The sequence below is a fragment of the Sphingobium sp. WCS2017Hpa-17 genome (assembly GCF_031843765.1).
In the GTDB taxonomy this organism is placed as follows: Bacteria; Pseudomonadota; Alphaproteobacteria; order Sphingomonadales; family Sphingomonadaceae; genus Sphingobium.
The window spans coordinates 434,994-458,493 of sequence record NZ_JAVTIV010000002.1; the positions used below are offsets into that span (position 1 = coordinate 434,994).

Annotated in this window: 19 protein-coding genes; 14 read left to right on the forward strand and 5 right to left on the reverse strand. The window is 62.2% G+C overall.

Annotation, left to right across the window (positions count from 1 at the left end; genetic code table 11):
• Nucleotides 1-35: 35 nt before the first annotated feature.
• A complete protein-coding gene (locus tag RQH62_RS06160; protein WP_311267863.1) occupies nucleotides 36-1,082 on the forward strand; it encodes an aromatic ring-hydroxylating dioxygenase subunit alpha in 1,047 nt (348 codons plus the stop codon).
• Nucleotides 1,083-1,136: 54 nt separating this feature from the next.
• On the opposite strand, the gene RQH62_RS06165 is transcribed toward RQH62_RS06160, so the two are convergent.
• Nucleotides 1,137-3,287, reverse strand: a complete 2,151-nt coding sequence (locus RQH62_RS06165; RefSeq protein WP_311267864.1) for a TonB-dependent siderophore receptor — start codon at nucleotides 3,285-3,287, stop codon at nucleotides 1,137-1,139.
• Nucleotides 3,288-3,578: 291 nt separating this feature from the next.
• Here RQH62_RS06165 and RQH62_RS06170 point away from each other — a divergent pair, with 291 nt between their 5' ends.
• The 4 genes from RQH62_RS06170 to RQH62_RS06185 all read left to right on the forward strand — a co-directional run bounded on the left by RQH62_RS06170 (nucleotide 3,579) and on the right by RQH62_RS06185 (nucleotide 9,114).
• Nucleotides 3,579-4,439 carry a TauD/TfdA family dioxygenase gene (locus RQH62_RS06170; protein ID WP_311267865.1) on the forward strand — a complete coding sequence of 287 codons (861 nt, stop codon included), beginning with the start codon at nucleotides 3,579-3,581 and terminating at the stop codon, nucleotides 4,437-4,439.
• Nucleotides 4,440-4,452: 13 nt separating this feature from the next.
• On the forward strand, nucleotides 4,453-5,502 hold the full coding sequence (locus RQH62_RS06175; RefSeq protein WP_311267866.1) for an ABC transporter substrate-binding protein: 1,050 nt from the start codon (nucleotides 4,453-4,455) through the stop codon (nucleotides 5,500-5,502).
• A gap of 9 nt (nucleotides 5,503-5,511) precedes the next feature.
• Nucleotides 5,512-6,453, forward strand: a complete 942-nt coding sequence (locus tag RQH62_RS06180) for an ABC transporter substrate-binding protein (RefSeq protein WP_311267867.1) — start codon at nucleotides 5,512-5,514, stop codon at nucleotides 6,451-6,453.
• 129 nt (nucleotides 6,454-6,582) lie between these two features.
• Nucleotides 6,583-9,114, forward strand: coding sequence for a TonB-dependent receptor (locus RQH62_RS06185; protein WP_311267868.1), 2,532 nt, complete (start codon nucleotides 6,583-6,585; stop codon nucleotides 9,112-9,114).
• A 46-nt stretch (nucleotides 9,115-9,160) separates the two neighbouring features.
• On the opposite strand, the gene RQH62_RS06190 is transcribed toward RQH62_RS06185, so the two are convergent.
• Nucleotides 9,161-9,835: a peroxiredoxin-like family protein gene (locus RQH62_RS06190; protein WP_311267869.1), complete on the reverse strand. Its 675-nt coding sequence runs from the start codon at nucleotides 9,833-9,835 to the stop codon at nucleotides 9,161-9,163.
• A gap of 139 nt (nucleotides 9,836-9,974) precedes the next feature.
• A complete protein-coding gene (locus RQH62_RS06195; protein WP_311267870.1) occupies nucleotides 9,975-10,733 on the reverse strand; it encodes an SDR family oxidoreductase in 759 nt (252 codons plus the stop codon).
• Nucleotides 10,734-11,002: 269 nt separating this feature from the next.
• Here RQH62_RS06195 and RQH62_RS06200 point away from each other — a divergent pair, with 269 nt between their 5' ends.
• Together RQH62_RS06200 and RQH62_RS06205 are read left to right on the forward strand one after the other, a co-directional pair.
• Entirely contained in the window at nucleotides 11,003-12,214 is a 1,212-nt protein-coding gene (locus tag RQH62_RS06200) for an MFS transporter (RefSeq protein ID WP_311267871.1), read from the forward strand.
• Complete coding sequence (locus RQH62_RS06205; protein WP_311267872.1) at nucleotides 12,207-12,920, forward strand: SDR family NAD(P)-dependent oxidoreductase; 714 nt, start codon at nucleotides 12,207-12,209, stop codon at nucleotides 12,918-12,920. Before RQH62_RS06200 ends, RQH62_RS06205 begins: the two co-directional genes overlap by 8 nt.
• Before the next feature lie 59 nt (nucleotides 12,921-12,979).
• Here the strand turns inward: RQH62_RS06205 and RQH62_RS06210 are convergent, their stop codons facing one another.
• Nucleotides 12,980-14,119, reverse strand: a complete 1,140-nt coding sequence (locus RQH62_RS06210) for an FAD-dependent monooxygenase (protein ID WP_311267873.1) — start codon at nucleotides 14,117-14,119, stop codon at nucleotides 12,980-12,982.
• Nucleotides 14,120-14,297: 178 nt separating this feature from the next.
• On the opposite strand from RQH62_RS06210, the gene RQH62_RS06215 reads away from it, so the two are divergent.
• The 4 genes from RQH62_RS06215 (at nucleotide 14,298) to RQH62_RS06230 (ending at nucleotide 20,152) form a co-directional block, all read left to right on the forward strand.
• Nucleotides 14,298-16,742 (forward strand): TonB-dependent receptor domain-containing protein, encoded by a 2,445-nt coding sequence (locus RQH62_RS06215; protein WP_311267874.1) that lies wholly within the window; start codon nucleotides 14,298-14,300, stop codon nucleotides 16,740-16,742.
• A gap of 116 nt (nucleotides 16,743-16,858) precedes the next feature.
• Nucleotides 16,859-18,196 (forward strand): sulfatase-like hydrolase/transferase, encoded by a 1,338-nt coding sequence (locus tag RQH62_RS06220; RefSeq protein WP_311267875.1) that lies wholly within the window; start codon nucleotides 16,859-16,861, stop codon nucleotides 18,194-18,196.
• A 3-nt stretch (nucleotides 18,197-18,199) separates the two neighbouring features.
• The gene (locus RQH62_RS06225) at nucleotides 18,200-19,129 is read left to right on the forward strand and encodes an NAD-dependent epimerase/dehydratase family protein (protein WP_311267876.1); all 930 of its coding nucleotides are present in this window, start codon (nucleotides 18,200-18,202) and stop codon (nucleotides 19,127-19,129) included.
• Nucleotides 19,130-19,144: 15 nt separating this feature from the next.
• The gene (locus tag RQH62_RS06230) at nucleotides 19,145-20,152 is read left to right on the forward strand and encodes a LysR family transcriptional regulator (RefSeq protein WP_311267877.1); all 1,008 of its coding nucleotides are present in this window, start codon (nucleotides 19,145-19,147) and stop codon (nucleotides 20,150-20,152) included.
• A gap of 139 nt (nucleotides 20,153-20,291) precedes the next feature.
• On the opposite strand, the gene RQH62_RS06235 is transcribed toward RQH62_RS06230, so the two are convergent.
• Complete coding sequence (locus tag RQH62_RS06235) at nucleotides 20,292-20,729, reverse strand: helix-turn-helix domain-containing protein (protein WP_311267878.1); 438 nt, start codon at nucleotides 20,727-20,729, stop codon at nucleotides 20,292-20,294.
• A gap of 96 nt (nucleotides 20,730-20,825) precedes the next feature.
• Between RQH62_RS06235 and RQH62_RS06240 the strand changes: the two genes are divergently transcribed.
• From RQH62_RS06240 to RQH62_RS06250, 3 genes are read left to right on the forward strand one after another with little or no spacing between them, the layout of a single operon-like run.
• Nucleotides 20,826-21,635 (forward strand): SDR family oxidoreductase, encoded by an 810-nt coding sequence (locus RQH62_RS06240; RefSeq protein WP_311267879.1) that lies wholly within the window; start codon nucleotides 20,826-20,828, stop codon nucleotides 21,633-21,635.
• The gene (locus RQH62_RS06245) at nucleotides 21,632-23,218 is read left to right on the forward strand and encodes an NAD(P)/FAD-dependent oxidoreductase (protein WP_311267880.1); all 1,587 of its coding nucleotides are present in this window, start codon (nucleotides 21,632-21,634) and stop codon (nucleotides 23,216-23,218) included. The genes RQH62_RS06240 and RQH62_RS06245 overlap by 4 nt, the downstream gene beginning before the upstream one ends.
• Complete coding sequence (locus tag RQH62_RS06250) at nucleotides 23,215-23,442, forward strand: hypothetical protein (RefSeq protein WP_311267881.1); 228 nt, start codon at nucleotides 23,215-23,217, stop codon at nucleotides 23,440-23,442. Before RQH62_RS06245 ends, RQH62_RS06250 begins: the two co-directional genes overlap by 4 nt.
• Nucleotides 23,443-23,500 lie beyond the last annotated feature (58 nt).

A 23,500-nucleotide genomic window follows, 5' to 3' on the forward strand; every position in this document is an offset into this window, starting at 1 on the left:
CCGGCAAAGCTATCGGCTAGGGTAAGGAGAGTCGGATGTTCATTTATAACGCCTGGTATGTGGCTGCCTTCGCGGCCGATATCGCGCCCGGCAAGACACTCGGCCGCAAATATCTGAACAAGGCCGTCGTGCTGTTCCGCACCGAAGCGGGCGAGATCGCCGCGCTGGAGGACCGGTGCAGCCATCGCGCCATGCCGCTGTCCGCTGGCCATGTCGACGGCGATGTCATCCGCTGCTGCTATCATGGCGTGGAGTTCGACAAGCGCGGTGCCTGCACTCGTATCCCGAACCAGACCCGCATCCCGCCGGCCGCCAATGTGCGCCATTATCCGGTGGTGGAGAAGGATCATCTGATCTGGATCTGGATGGGCGAGCCGGCGCTGGCCGATCCGTCGATCATCGTCGACAATCCCGAACATGACGATCCCAAATGGTCATGGCGGCCCTATAATTTCCCGGTGAAGGCCAATTGGCAGTTGATCATCGACAATATCATGGACCTGACCCATGTGCCCTATATCCATGCCCGCACGATCGGCGGCAATCCGGAACAACATTATGGCGCGGACACCAAGGTCGAGTTTGACGGACGAAAAGTGACGTTGCTGCGCAAGATGCCCAATAGCGTTCCGCCCAAATCCTATGTCGATGCGGGTGGATTCAAGGGTCGGGTCGATCGCTGGCAGGAAGTGCGCTTCAATCCCGGCATCGGCATGACCTGCCGCGTCAACGCGGGCGGCTGCGATGTCGGTACGGGCGCGTATGAAGGCAAGCGCGACAATGGCTTCATGCTGGCCAACAACCATTTCATCACCCCGGAAACCGAGACGACCAGCCATTATCTCTGGACCATCTGCACCACTGCACCCAAGGAAAGCGGTGTGCCGGATGTGTTGTTCGACCAGTTTTTCGACACCATTACCGAGGATGAGGAAACCTTGCAGGCGCAGCAGGCGCGGATCGATGACGAGCCGGGTCGGCCGTTCGTGGGCATCGCCAGCGACGGTGCGGTCAATCAGGCCCGCCGCGTATTGAGCGCTTTGTTCGAGGCCGAACAGGGTGCCGTCATCGCAGCGGAATGATGGAAAGCGGAGGGCGGACGCTGCGCCGGCAGGTCCGCTCCTCGTCTCCAGCGCCTAAAACTCCCGTGACAATGTCAGGCGCCAATTGCGCGGATTGCCGGGCGTGACGCGGTCGATGCCGCCGGTGTCGGGGAAGTAGCGCTTGTCGAAGAGATTGGCGACGGTCAGTTGCGCGCCCCAGCCATCGCGGCGATAGGACAGGCCGGCATCGACCAGCGTGTAAGCGGGCAGCCACAACAGAACCGATCCGTCCGGTCGCGTCGAATAGATATCGCCGTTACGCTTGCTGTTATAGCTGATCCCCAATGTTGCGCCGAGGCCGGTGAGTGGCCCTTGCTGCACTTCATATTGGGCGAAGATGCCGATATTATGTTTGGGTACGTTCGACAGCGGCGCGCCGACGGTGAAGAAATTGTCCTTCTTCACCGTGGCATCGACATAGGTATAGGCAAGGTTGAGGCTGACGCCGTTCACCGGCCGCCATTGCAGTTCCGCCTCGACCCCGCGTGCGCGCTGCTCGCCGGTCACGACCGAAAAGTCGAGATAGATGGGGTCCGCCGTCGTCACATTCTTGCGCGTCAGCTGATAGATGGCGAGGCTGCCGCTGACTGGCGCACCGTCCGGCGCGAATTTGACGCCCAGTTCGATATTCTTGCCGCGCTCCGGCGGCACCGGACCACCGATCGGATTGCCATCGGCATCGAAGCCGACGACCTGCTGGCTATAGAGTTGCGGCAGGAAGGAGCGGGACCAACTGGCATAGGCGTTGACGCCGGTTATCAGTTTCAGCGTCGCGCCGATGCGCGGGCTGAAAGCGTCATCCTTTTGCCCGGCGGCATTAGCCCAGTCATAGCGGCCGCCCAGGGTCAGTGTCACCAGATCGCCGAATTTCAGATGGTCCTGGATATAGATGCCGGTCTGATGCGCCTTGCTGCCGCCGGGCGCGCCGGTGACGGCGGAGGTGTCGAGAACCGCATCATAATCGGGATGGGTGATGCTGAGCGGGAAATGGGTCGGATCATAATCGCCCGCGCTGTAGTAAGTGCCCTTATTATGGCGATAGTCGATCCCGGCCAGCCATTCATGACTGATCGTGCCTGTCGCGAACCGGCCCCTGAGCCGGCTGTCGACTGCGAAATCCTTATCCGTGGCGCGGTAGGGGCCGTAGAAATAGCGGCCGATCGTGTCGGTCGGCGTGTCGCTATAATTGCCGTCGGCATCAATGAAGCCGGCCGCAAACATCCAGCGGTTCCAATATTCCTTGCGTCGGGTGTAGCGCAATGTTTGCGAGAAGCTGACCGCGTCACTGAAGCGATGATCGAAAATATAGCCGATCTGGACCCGGTTGCGATTGTTGACGACCCGCTGGTTGCCGCCATTGTTGATGGCGAAATTCTCCGGGATGGCGACCAGTCCGGGCAGCACTGTGCCATAGGCTGGGACCGGTGAGATCGGATTGTCATGGTCGCGCTGATAGCGGCCAAGCAGGGTCAGGCTGGTATCAGCGCCGGCACGCCAGGTGATCGACGGCGCGACGAAGATGCGGTTGACGCCGGCATTGCGCACGAAGCTGTCGGCATCGCGATAGGTGAGGTTGATCCGACCGAGAAGCGTGCCTGTGCTGTTGAGCGGGGCATTGGCATCGACCGTGCCTTCGACCAGATCCCATGAACCGGTGGAGGCCGTGACCTTGAGGAAGGCATCCTCGCGTGGCCGCTTGCTCACCAGATTGATGAGGCCGCCCAGTGGCGCCTGACCGAACAGCATGGAGGCGGGGCCTTTCAAAACCTCGATCTGTTCCACCGCCGACAATTCCTGATTGAAGCCGACGCCGGCTTCGTTCACCAGTCCGTCGAGATAGACGCTGCCATAGGCGGCATCAAAGCCCCGGATCGTATAGGCGTCATAGAAGCCATAAGTGGTGCTGCGCGAGACGCCGGCGACGGTGCGCAGCGCTTCGGACAGGCGGGTGACGCCGCGTGCCTCGATATCGGCAGCGGATACGACGGATACGGCCTGGGGCGTTTCGATCAGCGGCACGTCCGACTTGCCGGCTTCGATGCTTTCGCGGAGATGGATGCCGGTGACGACGATGTCGGGCCGGGCGATTGCATTGTTCTGTTCGTCAGGACTGGCCTCCTGCGCATATCCTGCGGTCGCCATGGCTGACAGCGACAGGCCGATCAGCAAAATATGAATCTTCATTCGCCCCTCCGCAAATTTGCCGGCCGATTATATTTATTGCTAATGGATTGCAATATCGTTTTATGCGATGGTAGCACCAGCATCTATTGGAATTTCTTGATCGTCTGCCTTCCCTGCCAATAAGCGGCGAATGATTATCGCATATTTTCAAGTCTTTGCGTGGATGGTGGTGCCTTGTTCATCGGCGATCATAGAGGATCAAGAAATAATCATGGGATTTGGGCGGCGGGTTTTCATACGCCTTGCCCATCGCTCCACATCAGGAGCTTCATGGCAGGAAAGGATGACATCATGTCCACAGCCGCAGCCGAAATCATCACCACAGCCGCGCTCGATATTCGCCCGCTCCAACCCACGATCGGGGCCGAGATCCACGGCATTGATATCAGCAAGCCGATCGCTCCCGAAATCCGCGACGCCATCCGCGCGGCGGTCTTGCGGTATAAGGTCGTCTTCTTCCGTGATCAGCAACTCGACAATGATAGCCATGCCGCGTTCGCGCGGGAATTTGGGCCGCTCTACACCCATCCCAGCACGACCCATGATCCCAAGGTCACGCCTATCCACAATATCTCTGCGCTCGACAATGCCCGCTTCGACAAGCGGCAGGCGAAGGTGAAGATCAGGCCGGGCGAGGCCTATCATAGCGATACCAGTTGGCGGCTGGTGCCGACCTGGGGCGCGGTGCTGCGGGCGGTCGACCTGCCGCCGGTTGGTGGCGACACCGTCTGGGTCGACGCGAACCTCGCCTATGAAGGGCTGTCGGATGAACTGAAGGCGCGACTGGAGGGGCTGCATGTCACCCATGACTATCGCCCCTCTCTGCTGGCCGACGGCCATGATTATCCGATCGTCGCCCATCCGGTGGTGCGCACCCATCGTGAGACGGGCCGGAAGATCCTGTGGGTCAATCTGACGCAGGATCCGCAGATATTGGGTGTCGAACTGGCTGAAAGCCGCGAACTTATCGACCAGATATTGCTTCAATATAAGCGGCCGGAATTTCAGGTCCGCTTCTCTTGGAAGCCCGGCTCAGTCGCCTTCTGGGACAATCGCGCGGCCGTTCATTATGCGGTGCGCAACTATGGCGATTATCCGCGCCTGCTCCATCGCGTCCTGATCGCCGACGAACCGCTCTACGCCGATCTCTGAAAAGCGACAGGGCATGACCGAACCGGTCGCATCCGATCAACAGGCGACGGGAGTGGCGCATCGCCGCTCCCGCCTCTGGCTTTGGGGCGGGCTGGTACTGGCTCTGTCCGCGCTTGCCTTCATCCTGTTCCGTCCCGCTTCCGGCGGAGTGGCCGACGACGCCCGTATTTTGGTCGTGGGCGACCAGCGCGGAGGTGCGCAGGCGCTGCTCAAGGCGGCGGGTGAACTGGACGATGTGCCCTATCAGATCAAATGGGCCTTGTTCCCGGCCGCGTCACCGCTGTTGGAAGCGCTGGATGCCGGCGCGATCGACATTGGCGGCATCGGCGCGGCGCCCTTTGCTTTCGCTTATGCCAGCGGCGCGCAGATCAGAGCGGTGACTGCCTATCGTCCCACTGGCGACCATGCCGGCAAGGCATCCGCCATCGTCGTGTCGAAAAACTCGCCCATCCGCACGCTGGCGGACCTGCGAGGCAGGAAGGTGGCGACGATCCGGGGATCGGCGGGGCAGGATCTGGTGCTGCGTCTGCTCGAACGGGCGGATATCGATCCGCAGACCATTCACTGGACCTATCTCGCCAATGGGGAATCCAAGGCGGCGCTGGCCTCAGGGGCAATCGACGCCTGGTCGACCTGGGGCAGCTATGTCGGCATTGCCGTGCTGGAGGATGGCGACCGGATATTGGCCGATGGCGGCAATTTGCCCACTGGCGTCGGCTTTTACGCCGCCAACGACAAGGCAATCGACCAGAAGCGCGCGCTGCTGGGCGATTATGTCGCGCGACTGGCACGGGCGCGGGCCTGGGCGCGCGATCATCTGGACGATTATGCCCGCGCCCTGGCGCAGGAAACCGGCATACCGGTAGAGGTGGCGCGCTTCGCCGCCCAGTCCTATGTCGGCAATGCCGTGCCGATCGACGCGGCGCTCATTCGGGAACAGGCGCGTATTTTCGAGCGCTATCATGCGGCCGGGATAATTCCGGATATTCCAAGGGCGGACAAGGGTTATGATGGATCGTTCAATCAGCAAGTGGCCGAAGCGATCCGTCGCACCGGAGCATAGGTTAACCGCATGACCCTTCCGTTTCTATCCCGCCGTCACGCGCTCGCAGGCCTTGCTGCGACCGGGCTTATTGCTGGCTGTGGCCGTAGCGCCGGCAGCGAGACGCTCAAGGTCGGCAGCCAGAAGGGTGGTACCAAGGCGTTGATGCTCTCGTCCGGCGTGCTGGAAGGGGTTGGCTATTCGATCGAGTGGGCCGAATTTCCTGCTGCCCAGAATCTGCTTGAGGCCGTCGGCAGCGGTGCCGTGGATGTCGGCCTGGCCGGTGACGCGCCATTCCAGTTTGCTTATCAGAGTGGACTGCCGATCAAAGCGATATCCGCCCAACGCAGCGATCCACGCCCCAGCGAGGCGGTCGCCATCGTCGTGCCCGGCGATTCCCCCGTGCGGACCATCGCTGACCTGAAGGGAAAGCGCATCGCCACTACGCGTGGGTCGATCGGCTATTATCTCGCCCTGCGTGCTTTGCATGAAGCGGGCCTGACACCCGATGCGGTGCATTTCATCTGGCTGACGCCGGGCGACACCCGCGCGGCCTTCGCCTCGCGCACGATCGACGCCTGGGCCTGCTGGACGCCTTATTCCTCGACGGCGATTGCGGAGGGCGCACGGGTCGTCGCCGACGGGCAAAATCTCATCCATGGCTATGTCTTCGAGGTTGCCAACGAGCAGGCGATCGCCACCAAGCGGACGATCCTGGCGGACTTTTTGCAACGGGAGGCGAAAGCGCTGGACTGGGCGACGGCGCACCCCGCCGGCTATGCGAAGGTGCTGGCGGCGGAAACCGGACTCCCGCCGGATATCGCGCTCATCATGGTACGCAAGAATAGCCGCCACGCCGTACCGATCAGTCCTGCCGTTATTGAGGATCAGAGGATCGTTCTCGATACATTTGGGCAAGCCGGAGAAATAAAGCCGGCCAGGCCGCTGGATCAGGCCTTTGCTGTCCTATAAATGTAAATCATAGATATATTGTAATATATCGATAAAATTAAACTAAACATGGTCAAGATTTAACTCATTTAATTTGCGCTATGACTATCGATAACAATCATTCCCGAAAGATAATAGTCGCAGGGAAAGATGATGATCCTATCGCCGTTACTGAAAAATAGCGTTTCCACTGTCTCACTCGTTGTCGCATGCGCGGTCTGCGCCCACGCCGCCGAGCCGCCAGCACCTGCCGGCCCCGATGATGCGGCAGAAGGGAGCGCCATCGTCGTGACCGGTGTGCGCGGTGCGCGGCCCCGGACCGTCGCCGACAGCCCGGTGCCGATCGACGTCATCGACACGCGCGAATTGCAGGCGACCGGCCGCGTCGGCCTCAAGGACATATTGGGCAATATCGTGCCCTCGCTCACCGTGCCGGCGCTGGGCGGGGGTGGCACATCCTCGGGCGCCAAGCCCATTTCCATCCGGGGCCTCAGCGGCGATTATGTGCTGGTGCTGGTCAACGGCAAGCGTCGCCATACGACCTCGCTTATCAACAATCTCTCCCGCATATCGGGGGGCAGCACGCCGGTCGATATCGATCTGCTCGCCGCCAATGCCATCGGCCGCGTCGAAGTGCTGCGCGACGGCGCCGCTGCCCAATATGGGTCGGATGCAATTTCCGGCGTCATCAACTTCATCCTGGATGCCGCCCCGGAAGGCGGCACGTTCACCACCACCGCCGGCAGCCTTTATGAAAAGGGCGGCGAACTGATCCAGCAATCGGTCAGCTATGGCACCCGCATCGGCGCGGACGGCGGATTCATCCGTTTCGCGGCAGAGGGCAAGTTCCACGACCGTGCCGATACCTCTGGTGCGATCGTCGCGGATTCAGTCGATCTCTATCCCCGTCTGGCGGACGGCTCCCGTGATCCCCGCGAAGCGACGATCGACCGCAATCGCGCCGGCAATTATGGCCGCACCAATCGCGACTATATCGTCAACGGCTCCTATAATGCGGAACTGCCGTTGAGCGACGCAACGACGCTCTACAGCTTCTCGACACTCAGCTATCGCGACATCAGGGACGGGCGCGGTCAGTTTAACGCCAACAACATCAATTCGTTGCCGGAAATCTATCCCAATGGCTTCCTGGCCAAGCGTCGCATCTGGGAAACCGACTTCCAGATCACGACCGGCGCCCGCACTACGCTGGCTGGTTTCGACGCGGACTTCAGCAGCAGCTTCGGGCGGGATGATGTGAAGCTGGGTGCGGTCGACACGCTCAACCCTTCGCTGGGGCCGAGCAGCAAGACCAGCTTCTTCATGGGCAAGCAGATTGCCAGTCTCTGGGTCAATAATGCCGATTTCAGTCGCAGCTTCGATCTGGGGCTGGCCGAGCCGCTGACGCTGGCCTTCGGGGTTGAACACCGATGGGAGCGGTTCCAGAACAAGGCAGGCGAACCGGACAGTTATCGCGACGGCGGCTATGTCGTCCCGACCGGCACGACGCCGTTCGAACTGGCTTATGGCGGACAGCGGCCGGCGGCCAGCCTCGTCTCCTTCACCGGGACGACGCCGGCCGACGCCTTCGTCCTCACCCGCAACAATGTTGCCGCCTATGTCGATATCGGCGCCAACATCACTAACGCCTGGTTCGTCGGTATCGCTGGCCGCGCCGAACATTATACCGACAGTTCCGGGGATACGGTCAGCGGTAAAATCTCCACCCGCTATGAGATCGCGCCGGGTTTTGCGCTGCGCGGCGGCGTCAATACCGGCTTCCGCGCGCCATCTTTGGCGCAGCAGGGTTTTTCGACCTCGCAAAATACCAGCGTCATCATCAATGGCGATCAGGTGCCGCAACTGGTGAAGTTTCTGGCGCCCAATGATCCGATCGCCGGCTATTTCGGCGCCAGGCCTTTGACGCCGGAAAAGTCGCTGAACTTCACCGCCGGCGCGACCTTTGAAAGCGGATCGTTCCGCCTGACGGTCGACGGCTATCAGATCCGGATCAAGGACCGGATCGTGAAGACCGAAATCCTCAACAGCGCAGAGGCCAAGGCGATCCTTGCCAGCCCGGAAGTCACGGTCATTCTCGCCGCGCGCGGCGTGCCGGGGATCAGCAGTGCGCAATTCTTCATCAACGGCGTCGATACCCGCACGCGCGGCGTGGACGTCGTGGCGGAGTATATATGGCGCACGGGTTCATGGGGCGATTTCAGGCTCAACGCCGCTTACAGCTACAACAAGACCAAGTTGCTGGACGTCGCGGCCAATCCCGCCAACCTGTCCAACACCATCCTGTTCGGCCGGCAGGCGCGCGCCGACCTGACCAGTGCGACGCCGCGCGACAAGCTGGTGTTGAGCAGCGAATGGACGTTGGGAGCGCTCCGCAGCCTGTTGCGGGTGACCCGCTTCGGCAAATATACCGAAACCGGGACCAGCCAGACCTCGACGGCGGACGATCGCACTTTCAGTCCGAAATGGGTGACCGATCTCGACATTTCCGCCGATCTCACGCCGACGATCAATGTCGCGGTAGGCGCGAACAATCTGTTCGATGTCTATCCTGACGATATCGGCGTGATTCAGGCGAATACGGGCGCCGGCCTTTATGGCAATTTCGCGCCCTTCGGACTGAGTGGCGGATTTTATTATGCCCGACTGGGCGTGAAATTCTGACCTGCCGGCCATCCCGCCGATCGTTGGAAGGCGGGATGGCGCTGGCTCAGCTATCGACCCGGCTGCGGATGTCGGCCAATGCGGCCAATATGGCGGGGGCCTCGGTGCGGACCAGCCAGTCGGGGCTGATATCAACAAAGCGCACAACACGATCACTGTCGATGATGAGCACGGCCGGTTGCGGAAATTCCGCGCTGTCTGTGCCGGTCAGGTCACCGATCCAGCCGGGCGTCGGCTGACCTTCGGGCACGACGTTCCGATCGAAGCTGATGCCGAAGCGGCGCGCCAGCGCATTGCTCCGGTCGTTCGCCACCGGAAAGCCGAGGCCATGCCGCTCGGCGATCGCACCCAGTCCCTTTTCCGGCAGATGCGGGCTGACAGCGACCAGCCGCACACCGGCGGCGTCCAGCGCAGGGCGAAGCTGGCGGTCATAATAGGGCAGGGCCAGATTGCAGGCCGGGCAGCCGGCGAAACGGAAGAAGATCAGCACGGCTGGCCCATCCGCCACCAGATCATCCAGCGTCAGCACCTGGCCATCTGCGCTTTCCAGCGAAAAAGGCGCAACCACATCGCCGACCTGCACGACCGCCGTCGGATCGAAATCGGCGACCAGCCGCGCGCGCCGATCGACATTTTTGGCGAGTTGCGTCGGCTCCCAGGTGCGGACGCGCTCCGCATGAAGGACCTGAAACTGCGCGGTCAGGCTTTCCGTCTCCGCCATGGATGTTCCTTTCTGATCGAACCATGCCCTACAGGCACGATCCGAAAATTAAGGCGCGCGGCTGGCGGCGACCAATGCGCAATGCTGGCCTGTTATGACTTGCGCTCATAGAGGGAGATGAGAAGGCACCGAGATTCGTTCACGACCCGTCGGTGATCAGCGTGCCGCCATCCACCACCAGATTATGGCCGGTCACGAAAGCGCCGGCGGGGGAGGCTAGGAACAGAGCTGCGCCGGCGACCTCCTGAACCTCGCCCGGACGGCGCAGCGGGGTCATGGCCATGCGGAGCTGCATGAAGGCCGCGTCGGCGAGCAAGGGGGCGGACAATTCGGTGCGGATGAAGCCGGGTGAGATGGCGTTAACGCGGACATTGCGTGGTCCCCATTCAACCGCAAGGTTGCGCGCCAGTTGCGCCACGCCCGCCTTGGCGAGCGCATAGGCATTGATCGCGCCATTACCGCGCAGGCCCGACAGGCTGGACACCAGAATCGCACTGCCACCGCCCCTTGTCGCCAAGTGGGGCAGCGCGAGATTGCACAATTGCACCTGGCTGCGCAGGTTGATGGCCATGACCCGGTCGAAATCGTCCATGTCGACGGCGGCAAAGGGACCGGGCCGCCCGGTAATGCCCGCGTTGCAGACCAGGATATCGATGCCGCCATGCCGATCGACCGTACCGTCGACCAGCGTCGCCAGCTGCGCGGCATCGGTCACGTCGGCGGGGATGGCGAGAGTCTGCAATTCCCGACCGATGCGGTCGCAATCGCCGATATTCTCGCTGGAAATCACGACGTTCGCGCCATGATCCTGAAACATGCGGGCGATGGCGAGGCCGATACCGCGCGTCGATCCGGTGATGATCGCGACCTTTCCGTGGAGATCGAACGGGGTCAACATCGTGTCTCTGGCATGTCTTCCGCCTCTGTTTCCGATAGTGACCGAACAATGGGGCGGGCGAGCAGCGATGGTCAAAGCCAATCTATTGATAGGCGGCTTCCATATATTCGATTTGATCTGGCCGTGGCAGAAGGCGCCGCGATCATGCGCAGCGCATCGCTTCGGCGAATAGGTGGGTTTGATCCTTTCGGTTTGACGATGTCCGCTGCCCGGCGGCATGTCTTCCCGATAAAAGGAGAGACTGGCGCCATGTTGAATGAGAAAAGGGCATGAAGGATCGCGCGGAGGCGCCGGAGCCGGGGTTCATGACCGGCTTTTCCCTGTTATTGCCCATCACATTGTCGACCATGGCGATCGTGCTGCTGGCGCCGATCCTGCCGCAATTGCTGGCCGATTTCAGCGATGTGCCCGGTTACGAATATTGGGTGCCGATGATCCTGACGATTCCGGCCCTGTGCGTTGCAATTTTTTCGCCGCTAGGCGGGATGTTGGGCGATTGGTTCGGGCGGCGGCGGCTGTTGCTGGCGTCTTTCCTTGTCTATGCGCTGGTGGGTGTGGCGCCGCTGTTCCTGACCAGCCTGCCCGCCATTCTGGTTTCGCGGGTCGGCGTGGGTATGGCGGAGGCGCTGATCATGGTGCTGTCGACCACGATGATCGGCGATTATTATCGCGGCGCGGCGCGTGACAAATGGCTGGCGGGGCAGACTGCTTTTGCGTCGATTTCCGCCTTGCTCTTTTTTAATCTCGGCGGGCAACTGGGGGTGTTCGGCTGGCGGGCGCCCTTCTGGGTCTATGGCTCCGCCCTGCTGATGTTCGCACTGGTACAGCGCCATACCTGGGAACCGCGTCGTACGGAGGCACCGGACCGGGCGGGCAATGTCGGCTGGGCAGGTTTCCCCTGGGGCCGGATGCTGACTATCATGGCGATCACCATCTATGGCTCGGTCTTTTTCTACACAGTGCAGATTCAGGCGTCGTCCGGCCTGCACATGCTGGGCATGAGCGATCCGGCGCGGATCGGTTTCCTGACCTCCGTCGCCAGCATCGGGGTGCCGTTGGGGACTTTGCTCTATTCCCGGATCGGGCGCTGGCCGGTGCGTGGATTGCTGTTGATCGAATTTGCCGTGCTGGCGATCGGCTTCGGCGTGATGGGTATGGCGCGGACAGGGGAGATGTTTCTGGCGGGCTGCTTTCTCAACCAGATTGGCGCGGGCCTGTTGCTGCCCACTTTGCTGGTTTGGGCCATGAGCCTGCTGTCGTTCGAGGTTCGGGGCCGTGGCGCCGGCATGTGGCAGAGCAGCTTTGCCTTCGGACAATTTCTGAGCCCCGTGATCGTGACGCTGCTGTCGAAACAGGCCGGCGGGTTGCTGCCGGCCTTTGGCCTGTTGTCGCTAGGCGCGCTGGTCGGCGCAATCATCGCGATGCTGGTGCCGTTCCGGCGGGGCGGGCAGAGCATCGCAGGAGCCGTTGCCCATGGCTGACCGGTTGAAAGGCAAGGTCGCGGTAGTGACGGGCGCCGCCAATGGCATCGGGCAAGGATGTGCGCGGCTGTTCGCCGACGAGGGCGCAACCGTGATCGGCGTAGATAGAACAGGTACCGACGAGAGTTGCGATCTGCTGGATGAGGTGGCGGTCGGATCGCTGTTTGCCCGGATCGGCGCAGAGCATGGGCGGATTGATATCCTGGTCAATGCGGCGGCTTTTGCCGTCTTCGACTGGATCGAGACGATGCGCTATGCCGACTGGAAGGCGACGTTGAGCGGTGAACTGGACATCGTCTTTCTCACCACCCAAGCCGCCTGGCCCTGGTTGAAGGCCAGCGGCCGAGCATCCGTCGTCAACTTCGCATCCGCCAATGCGCGCCATGCGCTGGAAGGGTCGCCGGCCCTGGCGCATTGCGCGGGCAAGGGCGGAGTGCTGGCGATGACCCGGCAACTGGCGATGGAGGGCGCGCCGCTCGGCGTTCGCGCCAATACGATTGCGCCCGGCTTCATCCTGACGGCGGCGACCCGACATCATCTGGCATCCGATCCTGCGATCGAGGCGAAGATATTGGCGAAGAATATGATCCAGCGGTTGGGGGAGCCGGAGGATATCGGCTGGTGCGCGGTCTGGCTGGCTTCGGATGAGGCCCGATATGTGACCGGCGCGGATATTGCCGTCGATGCTGGTGCGACCGCCTGGTAAGATGATGGCCGAGCGTGGCATGGCAAAAGGGCCGGTGGTGATCCACCGGCCCGGATCTTTTAGAAGGGCTGGTTGAGCCGGCTGAGCGCGCCTTCCAGCAGGGCAGCATGTTCCTGCGGCGGGCGGTGCGCCAATTGCAGGCGGCCGATGCCGACGCTACTTTCGATGACATCGCGACAACGCTCGTAACGGCGCTCTTCATAAGCGGCGAGGCCGGAGGCGACGTCCGGCGCCTTTGCCAGTTCTTCGGCAAGCACGATGCCGCTTTCTACGGCCATGCCTGCGCCCGATGCCAGATGCGGGGTCGTCGCATGGGCTGCATCCCCGACCAGCACGATCCGTCCGTTCGACCATGGCCCTGGCTGGAGCGCAGCGGCGAGCGGGCGGTAATTGATCCAGTTGTCGCGCGTCATATTGTCCCGGATCCAGCCGGCATTGCCGCCGAAATCCTTGAGCAGATGTCGGAGGGTGGTGAAGAGCTCATCCTCGGTCATGAAGGATTCGCGGTCCTCATGTGGTGTCAGCATCCACATATAGACGGTATCCGGCCCGCAGGCAGTGATGCCGCAAGGGTTATCGTGACCCAGATAAAATTCTCCGGCGTCGAGGCCGGGCGGCTTGGTGATCGAGATGCGCCAGCAGCCTTGTCCCGTCGGCTGGGGCGGTCCCATATGCGGGAAAGCGATCGTGCGAACGCTGGAGGCGACGCTGTCCGCGCCGACCACCAGATCATAGCGGCCGCAAGATCCGTCCGAGAAGGTCACATCGACGCCGTTCGCAGCATTTTCAAGGGCGATTACGGTCAGCCCGAGGCGGACCGGGATATCCAGTTCCTTCACGCGGGCCTGCATGATCCTGTGCAGCACTGGCCGCATGATGCCACCCGTTGCGGGCAGGCCTTCCTCGATCACCGGTTCTTCCAGATCATGGAGGTGCGTGCCGTCGAAGCGGAACAGGCGGGTCTTGTTGGTGATCGCGCCGGCCTGCTTGATCGGCTCCAGCAGGCCGAGGCGGCGATAGGCGCGCAAGGTTGGGCCGGTTATGGTGATGCCCGCACCATAGACGCGCCATTCCGGATCAAGGTCGATCAGCTCTGTGCGAACACCCCTTTCCGTGAGACTAATGGCTGTCGCCATCCCGCCAATGCCTCCGCCAACGACAAGCGCCGTGGCGATGCTCTCGATTACATCCTCTGCCATGGGATGATGGTTGTACGGGCCGGGGCGGCAGGACAAATTCTTCCTGTCGATGTGTCACATCCATCCGGTAGTTTCATGGTCGTCCCTGTGGGCAGATAGGTGCCATCCAGCAAATCAATGTGACTTTTCCGCCGCGCTCTCCAGAATTGACCAAAATCAAATCATCAGGGAGAGGATCATGCGTACCCTTTTATTGGCGACCACCGCCTTTGCGGGAATGATAGCGGCCATGCCGGTGCAGGCGCAGACGGCCGATCAGGCGGCGCAAGGCACAGTGGGGCTGGACGAGATCGTCGTCACCGCACAGCGCAAGGAAGAAAGCGCGCAGAAAGCCGCCGTCGCCATTGATGCTGTTACCGGCAGCGACCTGTTGCAGCAGGGCATCGCCAGAGCCGAAGACATTACCAAGACCGTACCGGCCATTAGCATCACCAATGGCGGCGGCTCCAACACGTCCATCTTCATTCGCGGCGTCGGCAACATCACGTCGAGCAGCTATAACGACCCGGCGGTGACGCCCAGCTATGACGGTGTTGTGCTGGCGCGGGCCGCTGGCGCCTTCGGCTCCGCTTTCTACGACCTTGCCCGTGTCGAGGTGCTGAAGGGGCCGCAGGGTATTCTCTATGGCCGCAATGCCACGGGCGGCGCGGTCAACATCATTCCGGCGCATCCTGAAATCGGCCGCAATGGCGCCGGGTTCAACTTCTCCTATGGCAATTATGATGCCGTCAATGTCGATGGCTATGTCAACCTGACCACCAGCGACAACAGCGCGTTGCGCTTCGCGGCGACGCGGCAGGTGCGGGACGGCTTCAATCGCGACGGCAGCGACGATCTTGACCGCAGCGGCCTGCGCGGCCAGTTTCTGATCGAACCGAGCGATGCTGTCAGCCTGCGCATTGGCGCGGACTGGACCAAGGTGGGCGGCGTCGGACCGGGCGGTAGCTATATCGGTTCCTTCACGCCGGGCGCTTCGGGCTATACCTTCACCAAATCGCCGTTCGATGCGTCCGAAGGTTTCAACACGGATGCGGCCAATGCCTATCGCCAGACCCTGCTTGGCGCGCCGGGCTTCGGGTTCCTGAACGCGATGAATCAGGATGCGTCGGTTGACTACACCTATTGGGGCGTCAACGCGGAGCTGAACTGGAAGACCGATATCGGCACCTTCACCCTGATCCCGGCCTATCGCCAGTCGAAGGGGGAAACCTTCTTCTACGGTCCGGCCTTCAACACGGCCTATAATTGGGAGAAGGACAGCCAATATAGTCTGGAGGCACGTCTGGCCGGATCGGTCGGCATGGTCGACTATGTGCTGGGTGGCTTCTACTTCAACGAAACGATCGACGCGAAGAATGAATATAATCAGGAGTTCGTGCTGCCGATCCAGTCCTACACCCACAAGACGAAAAGCTGGGCCGCGTTCGGCCAGTTGACCGCAAATGTCACGGATCGGTTCCGGCTGGTCGGCGGTGCACGCTACACCCATGACAAGAAGTCGATGGATGGCATCATCAACAATTTCATCACCTTTTGCGGCGGCCTGCCACCGGCGAACATCACGCCGCCGGCTTCCTTTGCGGCCGGTTGCGCCGCGCCGGGTGCCTTGCCCCACTATCCCAATTTCCTGACGACGGCGGATACGGTGAACTGGCTGGCCAGCAATGGCTGGATCGCGGCGGGCAGCACCGATCAGGCCAATGCCCAGGTCTTCCCGTTGCTGAACGGCACCGGCACGATCCTGAAAACCTATAATCCGGTGGTCGACAGCGGCACCTATTCGCGGGTGACATGGAAGGCGTCGGCGGAATTCGACCTCGGCCCGCAGAACCTGCTCTATGCCACAGTCGAGACCGGCTATCGCGCGGGCGGCTTTCAACTGGCGGAGGGCAAATCGCGCTACGACCCGGAATTCATCACCGCCTATACGATCGGATCGAAGAACCGCTTCTTCAACAACCGGGTGCAGCTCAACCTGGAAGGCTTCTACTGGAAGTATAAGGACCAGCAGATCACCTATTTCACCGTCGACACGAGCGGTACGCTGATCAATTCCAATGAAAATGCGGGCAAGGCGACGATCAAGGGCTTCGATGTCGATGCGATGGTCAAGGCGACCCGGACGACGACGCTGAACGCCAAGTTGCAGTATCTCAAGGCCACCTATGACGACCTGCATCTCTATACGGCATCGCCGCGCGACAATATCAATTGTTCCTTCACGCTGACGGGCGCCACGGCGGGCGGCGCGCCGGTGAAGGACTTCAACTGTTCGGGCAAGCCGCTGCTCTTCTCGCCCAAATGGACCATCAATCTGGGCGCGGAGCAGGTGGTGCCGCTCAGCGACAGACTGGAACTGGTCGGTAATGTCGCGACCGCCTGGCGCGCATCGCAATATGGCGCCTTCGAATATCTCGATTTCGAACGCATCCCGGCCTATTGGCAGACCGACCTCAACCTGACCCTGCGGTCGGCCGATGGTGGCTGGTCGGTCGGCGGCTTCATCTACAATCTGGAGGACAAGCGCCGCATTTCCACGCCGCAGCGCTCGCCGATCGGCATGGCGGTCGCCCGCTTTGGCGCGCCGCGCACCTATGGGCTGCGGCTGTCGGCGGAATTCTAAGCTGTAGGTGGATGGGAGGGGGCAGGTCGCGCACCTGCCCGCTCGACAAGGAAGAGGAGAGAGCATTGCGGGTTGATCGGCGGTCATTCATGCGGGGTGCGGGCGCGCTCGGAGCCTTGGCAGCGACGGGCGAGGCGCAGGCGGCCGCTGCCAAGTTCAAGCGGCCGAACATCATCTTCATCATGGCCGACGATCTGGGCTATGCTGACCTGTCCTGCACCGGATCGCACCATATCAAGACACCCGCGATCGACAGCATTGCGGCGCAGGGCGTTCAGGTGCGGCAGGGCTATGCGAACAGCTCCATCTGTTCGCCGACCCGCACCGCGTTGCTGACCGGCTGCTACCAATATCGCTTCGCCATCGGGATCGAGGAGCCGTTGGGGCCGGCCGCGCCCGAAGGGATCGGCGTGCCGCTCGATCGGCCGACCATCGCCTCGGTCATGCGGACGATCGGCTATCGCACGACATTGATCGGCAAATGGCATCTGGGCGAGCCGCCCAAACATAGCCCGCTGCACCATGGCTATGATGAATTTTTCGGCATCGTAGAAGGCGCGGCCGACTATTTCCGGCACCATATGGTGATGGGCGGCAAGGATGTCGGCATCGGCCTGGCGCAGGGCGACACGCCGATCGAACGCAACGGCTATCTGACCGACCTGTTCGGGGATGAGGCGGTCAGGACGATCGAGCAGGCCGGCGACACGCCCTTCTTCATGAGCCTGCACTTCAATGCGCCGCACTGGCCGTGGGAAGGGCGGAAGGATACGGCGGTGGCGCCGACGCTTGGCGCGTCCTTTCATTATAATGGCGGCAGCCTTGCCAAATATAAGGAAATGGTCGAGGCGATGGACCAGAATGTCGCCAAATTGCTCGCCGCGCTGGAGCGGAGCGGGAAGGCGGATGACACGATCGTCATCTTCACCAGCGACAATGGCGGGGAGCGTTTTTCCGAAACCTGGCCCTTTACCGGGATCAAGGGCGAGTTGCTGGAGGGTGGCATTCGCGTGCCGCTGCTGATGCGCTGGCCGGGCAGGATCGTGGCGGGTTCGACATCCGATCAGGTCATGATCTCGATGGATTTCCTGCCGACCCTGCTGGCGATGGCGGGGGGCAGCGTCGCCAAGGCCGGGACGTTCGACGGCATGGACCTGTCAGCGCAACTGACCGGCAAAGCGGCGCCAGCCACGCGCGCGCTCTACTGGCGCTACAAGGGCAATGGGCAGGCGGCGCTGCGCGATGGCGACTGGAAATATCTGAAGCTGGGCGGGAAGGAACATCTGTTCAATCTGGCGCAGGATGAACGGGAGCGGGCCGACCATGCCACCGACGATCCGGCCCGGTTGAAGGCGATGCGGCTGCAATGGGACAGCTGGAATGCGCAGATGCTGCCCTATCCGCTGGGCAGCTACAGTGAAGATGTGCGGGACCATTATGCGGATCGGTATTGAAGCATGACGATCATCGTGACGGGTGCGGGCGGCTTTGTTGGGCGCCAACTGGTGCAACGACTCTTGGCGGGGGGCCATTCGGTCGTAGGCATGGATACGGCGGCGGGCGGCATCCCGGACGGTGTGCGCCCTGTCGTGGGTGATATCTGCTCCGCCGATGTGCGGGCGGAGGCGTTTGCCGATGGCTGCAACGCGCTGGTCCATCTCGCCACCGTGCCGGGCGGCGCGGCGGAGGCCGATCCGGCGGCATCGCGCCGGGTGAATATCGACGCCATGTACGACCTGCTGAACGCGGCGAAGGCGGCGGGCAACCGGCCGCGGATCGTCTATGCCAGTTCGATCGCGGTGTTCGGCGATCCGTTGCCGGCGCAGGGGGTGGACGACCTGACCCCGCTGGCGCCGCGCATGGTCTATGGCGGGCACAAGGCGATGATGGAGATGGCGGTCGCGATGATGCATCATCGCGGCGAGATCGAGGGGGTGAGCGTTCGCCTGCCCGGTATTCTTGCGCGCCCCAAGGGGCCGTCGGGCATGAAGTCTGCCTTCATGAGCGACTTGTTCCATGCGTTGCGGGCGGGCGAGCCTTTCATTTGCCCGGTATCGGCGGATGCGACCATCTGGGCGCAGTCGGTCCGCCGTTGTGCCGATAATTTGCTTCACGCGATCGATATGGACGCATCCCTGATGCCGGCGACGCGGGTCGTGACGCTGCCGGCGCAGCGCATCACCATGGGTGATCTGGCGGCGGAAATTGCGCGCCAGTGCGGCACCTCCACCGATCTGGTCAGCTATCGCGCCGATGCCGCGCTGGAGGCCGCTTTCGGCGCGCATCCGCCCCTGTCCACGCCCGCCGCCGACCGTGCCGGCTTTGCCCATGACGGCGATACTGCTAGGCTGGTCACCAATGCACTGTCGGTCATAGCGGCAGGCTGACAGGAGGAGAGTGACATGCGGTTCGACAGGCTGGATCTCAATCTGCTGGTGGCGCTCGACGCGCTGCTGAGCGAGCGCAGCGTCAGCCTGGCGGCGGACCGCATCTGTCTGTCGCAATCGGCGACGTCCTCTGCCCTTGGCCGTCTGCGCGAATATTTCGCGGATGATCTGTTGGTGCAGAAGGGGCGGCAGATGGTGTTGACCGCCCGCGCCGAAGGACTGGTCGATCCGGTCCGCGCGGTGCTGGAGCAGATCCGCACCACCATCGCCGTGCCGCCGCCGTTCGATCCGGCGACGTCGGACCGGACGATCCGCATCATGGCGTCGGATTATATGACCGAAGTGCTGCTGGCCGGGGCGATGACGGATTTGCAGCGACAGGCGCCCGGCATGCGGTTCGAGATCCAGTCGTTGACCGAAGTGTTGCTGGAATCGCTGGAGCGCGGCGCGATCGACCTGCTCGTCACGATCGACTATGCGATTTCCGCCGATCATCCGAGCCAGATATTGTTCGAGGATGATTATGTCGTCGTCGGCTGGAACGGCAATCCCGCCATGGCCGAGCCGATGACCAAGGACCGTTATTTCGACATGGGGCATGTCACCGCGCGCTTCGGTCGGGCGCGGGTGTCGGCGTTCGAGGACTGGTTCGTGCGGCGGCAGAAGCGCCAGCGCCGGATCGAGATCGTGACGCACAGCTTCCTGTCGATGGCCGGGCTGGTCATCGGGTCCAATCGCATCGCGACCATGCACCGGCGGCTGGCGACGCGGATGGCGGAATATCTGCCGCTGACGCTGCGCGAGGTGCCGATGGACATCCCGCCGATCCGGGAGGCGATCCAGTGGCATATCTCCAGCAATAACGACCCGGCGATCCGTTGGGTGGTGGAACGGATCGTTGCCGGTGCGCAGACGCCGGCCGGTGCTGAGGGCAGCGTGGTGTCGTTCGAAGAGGCACGGATTTCGCGCGAGGAACTGGCGGCACAGTTTCTGAGCGATGCCACGCCCAAAGCGCGCGGCTGAGGGCCCCGCTGTTGGAATGTCGGGGCTTAACTTCGCACATTTCCCGCAGATTCAGACATTTTATTACGCCGTACCGATCCTATCGGAAAGCGGGGCAGCCAGTATAGTGGTCGCGGCGCCTGTAGGACAGAGTCGTCCCTTATTGCTGAGCATCGAAGGTGCGGCGGGCTTCCTCTATCTCTTCGCGCCGGGCCTGCGTCCAGCCAAGCAGCCGTTTCGCTTCGGCCAGCAACCCCTGCCCCAATATCGTCAGGGCATAGCCGACCCTGGGCGGGACATCTCCGCTGACCGATCGCGAGACGAGGCCGTTGCGTTCCAGCAGGCGCAGCTTGAGGGTCAGCACCCGCTGTGAAATTCCACCTTCCGCGCTCATCCGGTCGAGCAGGCGGCGCAGTTCGGCATGGCGGAAGGGACCGACGTCCAGCAGCAGCAGGATCAGCATCGACCAGCGATCGCCGAGCAGGCCGAAGATTGTCCGGATCGGTGCGTCCTGCTCCGCGCCATGCTGGTGCATATCCTGCGCCAGCGCCATCAGGCTGCTGCGGCATGCAGGGTCGAAATCGTCGAAGTCGCTCATGGATCGCTATTTTGAAGGCACAAAAAAGTGCCGTCTTCTCCCCTCTGGCAGGCACATTATGATGCTTTTCCAGAAGATCAATGAAAGGAGAGGGCGATGGCGTCGGATGCAATCCGTCTCGACGGAAAGGTGGCTGTCATTACAGGCGGGGCGGGCGGGATCGGCGCCGCGACGGCGCGATTGATGGCGGCGCGAGGAGCGAGGGTGGCGATTGCCGACATCGCGATCGACGCTGCAAAGGCGCTGGCGGGCAGCCTGCCCGGTGCGATCGCCGTGCCGCTCGATCTGGAGAACGAAGATTCGATTCAGGCGATGGTGGCCGCCGTGGTGGACCATTATAAGCGGCTGGATATCCTGCATAATAATGCCGCGCTACTCGGTCCCGATATCGCGCAGCAGGATGGCGATATCGAGCATATGGGAACGGCGCTGTGGGACCGGACCTATGCGGTCAATGTGCGCGGGACGATGATCGCCTGCCGCGCGGCCCTGCCGCATCTGCGGGAGAGCAAGGGCAATATCGTCAATACCGTCAGCAACCTCGCCTTGCAGGGGCATCTGATCCAGGCAGCCTATAGTTCGTCCAAAGCGGCGATCATCCAGATGACGCGGTCCATTGCGGCCAGCCATGGCGCGCAGGGCGTGCGTTGCAACGCCGTCGCACCAGGCATGACGCTGACGCCCGCCTTGCGCGAAGCCTTCCCCCCGGAGCTCCGGCAGACGGTGGAGGCGGAGACGCTGCGCGACCGACTGGGCGAGCCGGAGGATATTGCCGAGGCCGTCGCCTTCCTGGCGTCCGACGCGGCGCGCAACATCACCGGGCAGTTGCTGGTCGCCGATGGCGGCTGCGCCAGTCATGTGCCGGGCATCGCGCAATTTCGGGCCTTTTTTGGAGAGCATGCATGAGCAGCTATGACATCGTCGTGATGGGCGGCGGGCATAATGGCCTGACCGCCGCCGCTTATATGGCCAAGGCTGGCAAGAAGGTCTTGGTGCTGGAGCGCAAGCCGCATTATGGCGGCGGGGTTTCCACGCGCGAGCTGATCCAGCCCGGCTTCTGGCATGACGAGCACAGCAATGTGCATATCATGATCCAGGGCAATCCGATGCTGCGTGAGGATGAACTGGGCCTGCTGTCCAAATTCGGGCTGGAATATATCTACCCCGAATTGCCGCATGCCTCGATCTGGGAAGATGGCACGGTTGTCCGGTCCTGGCGTGATCTGGACCGGACCTGTGAGGAAATCGCGGCCTTCTCTGCGAAAGACGCCGACGCTTATCGCAAGTTCGCGCAGGCCAGCATGGCGGCCCTGCCGATGTTCATGTCCGGCCTCTACGCACCGCCCTTCCCGATGGGGGCGTTCGTGGCGATGATGGACCAGTCGGACGAGGGGCGTTTCTTGCTGGACGTCATGCAGCGGTCCGCGCTGGACGTGGTGAACCAATATTTCGAAAGCGACCTGCTGCGCTTGCACATCGTGCGGATGGTGACGGAAAATCTCCAGATGCCCGATGAACTGGGCACCGGCATGGGCGCGTTCCTGATGCCCGGCATCATCCATGCCTATGGCTGTTCGATGCCCAAGGGCGGGTCGGGACAACTCTCCCATGCGCTGGTTCGTGCGATCGAGCATTTTGGGGGCGAAGTGCGCTGCAATGCCGAGGTACGCCGGGTCATCGTATCCGGTGGCAAGGCAACGGGTCTGGAACTGGTCGACGGGGAGACGTTCCATGCGAAGGATGGCGTGATCGGCGCGATCCATCCGCATGTGCTTCGCACATTCGTCTCCGAAACGCCCGAACCGGTGCTGGAGCGGGCGGAGCGCGTCACCCAGTCGACCTTTTCCATCAATCTGACCCATCTGACCTTGAAGGAGCGGCTGAAGCTGAAGGTCGGCAACGATACCAACGCCATGATGACCGAACTCATGGACTTCTACACCATGCGCGACATGCTGCTGGAATATGACAAGCTGCGGCGGGGCGAAGTGTCGGAACGGCTGATCGCCGGCGGCGACAACACGATCTTCGATCCCAGCCGTGCGCCCGAGGGGGCAGGCGTCTTCTACGGTGTGAATTTCGCGCCCTATGATCTCTATCCCGGCGGTCCCGGATCATGGGATGACCGCAAGGAGGAGGTCGCCGACAGGGCGCTGGCGCAATATCGCAAATTCTACTCCAACCTGACCGACGACAATATCAGCGGACGGCTGATCCGATCGCCGGTCGATCATGAACGCGACAGCCCGGCCAGCTTCCTGAAGGGCGATATCCATGGCTGCGCGCCCTTCTTCTACCAGTCGGTTGGGCATCGCCCTACGCCGGATCTGGGCCATTTGCGCGTGCCGGGGATCGAGGGACTCTATCTGGTCGGGCCGTTCATGCATCCAGGCGGCGGCGTGTTCGGTGCGGGCCGGGCCACGGCGATCCAGATGATGGACGATATGGACATCGATTTCGAAAAAGTCTGCGCAGGAGCGGTGCAATGACGGACAAGAAGGCGCCCGCGATGAAGATATTGGATGCGCAGGACAAGGAATTGATGACCGTGCGCCGGATCGAGCGGGAGGGGAATGCGCTGATCATCCGGGGCAAGATTTTCGGCGCCATGCCCATGGTGGCGAAGCTGACCCCGGTTGAAGCCCGCGCCGCCCTGCGACTGCTGGACTTCAGGACGATCCTGTTCCTCCTGTCCCTTCTGTTCCGCAGATAGCTGCGTCCCATGAAATGCGCTTTTGGGCGACCGGGTCACTCTTCATAACAGCAGGGAA

What these genes read in the sequence shown, in the direction of transcription:
- RQH62_RS06160 (WP_311267863.1), top strand. Translation starts at nt 36, where the DNA reads ATGTTCATTTATAACGCCTGGTATGTGGCTGCCTTCGCGGCCGATATC.
- RQH62_RS06165 (WP_311267864.1), bottom strand. Translation starts at nt 3,287, where the DNA reads ATGAAGATTCATATTTTGCTGATCGGCCTGTCGCTGTCAGCCATGGCG.
- RQH62_RS06170 (WP_311267865.1), top strand. Translation starts at nt 3,579, where the DNA reads ATGTCCACAGCCGCAGCCGAAATCATCACCACAGCCGCGCTCGATATT.
- RQH62_RS06175 (WP_311267866.1), top strand. Translation starts at nt 4,453, where the DNA reads ATGACCGAACCGGTCGCATCCGATCAACAGGCGACGGGAGTGGCGCAT.
- RQH62_RS06180 (WP_311267867.1), top strand. Translation starts at nt 5,512, where the DNA reads ATGACCCTTCCGTTTCTATCCCGCCGTCACGCGCTCGCAGGCCTTGCT.
- RQH62_RS06185 (WP_311267868.1), top strand. Translation starts at nt 6,583, where the DNA reads ATGATGATCCTATCGCCGTTACTGAAAAATAGCGTTTCCACTGTCTCA.
- RQH62_RS06190 (WP_311267869.1), bottom strand. Translation starts at nt 9,835, where the DNA reads ATGGCGGAGACGGAAAGCCTGACCGCGCAGTTTCAGGTCCTTCATGCG.
- RQH62_RS06195 (WP_311267870.1), bottom strand. Translation starts at nt 10,733, where the DNA reads ATGTTGACCCCGTTCGATCTCCACGGAAAGGTCGCGATCATCACCGGA.
- RQH62_RS06200 (WP_311267871.1), top strand. Translation starts at nt 11,003, where the DNA reads ATGAAGGATCGCGCGGAGGCGCCGGAGCCGGGGTTCATGACCGGCTTT.
- RQH62_RS06205 (WP_311267872.1), top strand. Translation starts at nt 12,207, where the DNA reads ATGGCTGACCGGTTGAAAGGCAAGGTCGCGGTAGTGACGGGCGCCGCC.
- RQH62_RS06210 (WP_311267873.1), bottom strand. Translation starts at nt 14,119, where the DNA reads ATGGCAGAGGATGTAATCGAGAGCATCGCCACGGCGCTTGTCGTTGGC.
- RQH62_RS06215 (WP_311267874.1), top strand. Translation starts at nt 14,298, where the DNA reads ATGCGTACCCTTTTATTGGCGACCACCGCCTTTGCGGGAATGATAGCG.
- RQH62_RS06225 (WP_311267876.1), top strand. Translation starts at nt 18,200, where the DNA reads ATGACGATCATCGTGACGGGTGCGGGCGGCTTTGTTGGGCGCCAACTG.
- RQH62_RS06230 (WP_311267877.1), top strand. Translation starts at nt 19,145, where the DNA reads ATGCGGTTCGACAGGCTGGATCTCAATCTGCTGGTGGCGCTCGACGCG.
- RQH62_RS06235 (WP_311267878.1), bottom strand. Translation starts at nt 20,729, where the DNA reads ATGAGCGACTTCGACGATTTCGACCCTGCATGCCGCAGCAGCCTGATG.
- RQH62_RS06240 (WP_311267879.1), top strand. Translation starts at nt 20,826, where the DNA reads ATGGCGTCGGATGCAATCCGTCTCGACGGAAAGGTGGCTGTCATTACA.
- RQH62_RS06245 (WP_311267880.1), top strand. Translation starts at nt 21,632, where the DNA reads ATGAGCAGCTATGACATCGTCGTGATGGGCGGCGGGCATAATGGCCTG.
- RQH62_RS06250 (WP_311267881.1), top strand. Translation starts at nt 23,215, where the DNA reads ATGACGGACAAGAAGGCGCCCGCGATGAAGATATTGGATGCGCAGGAC.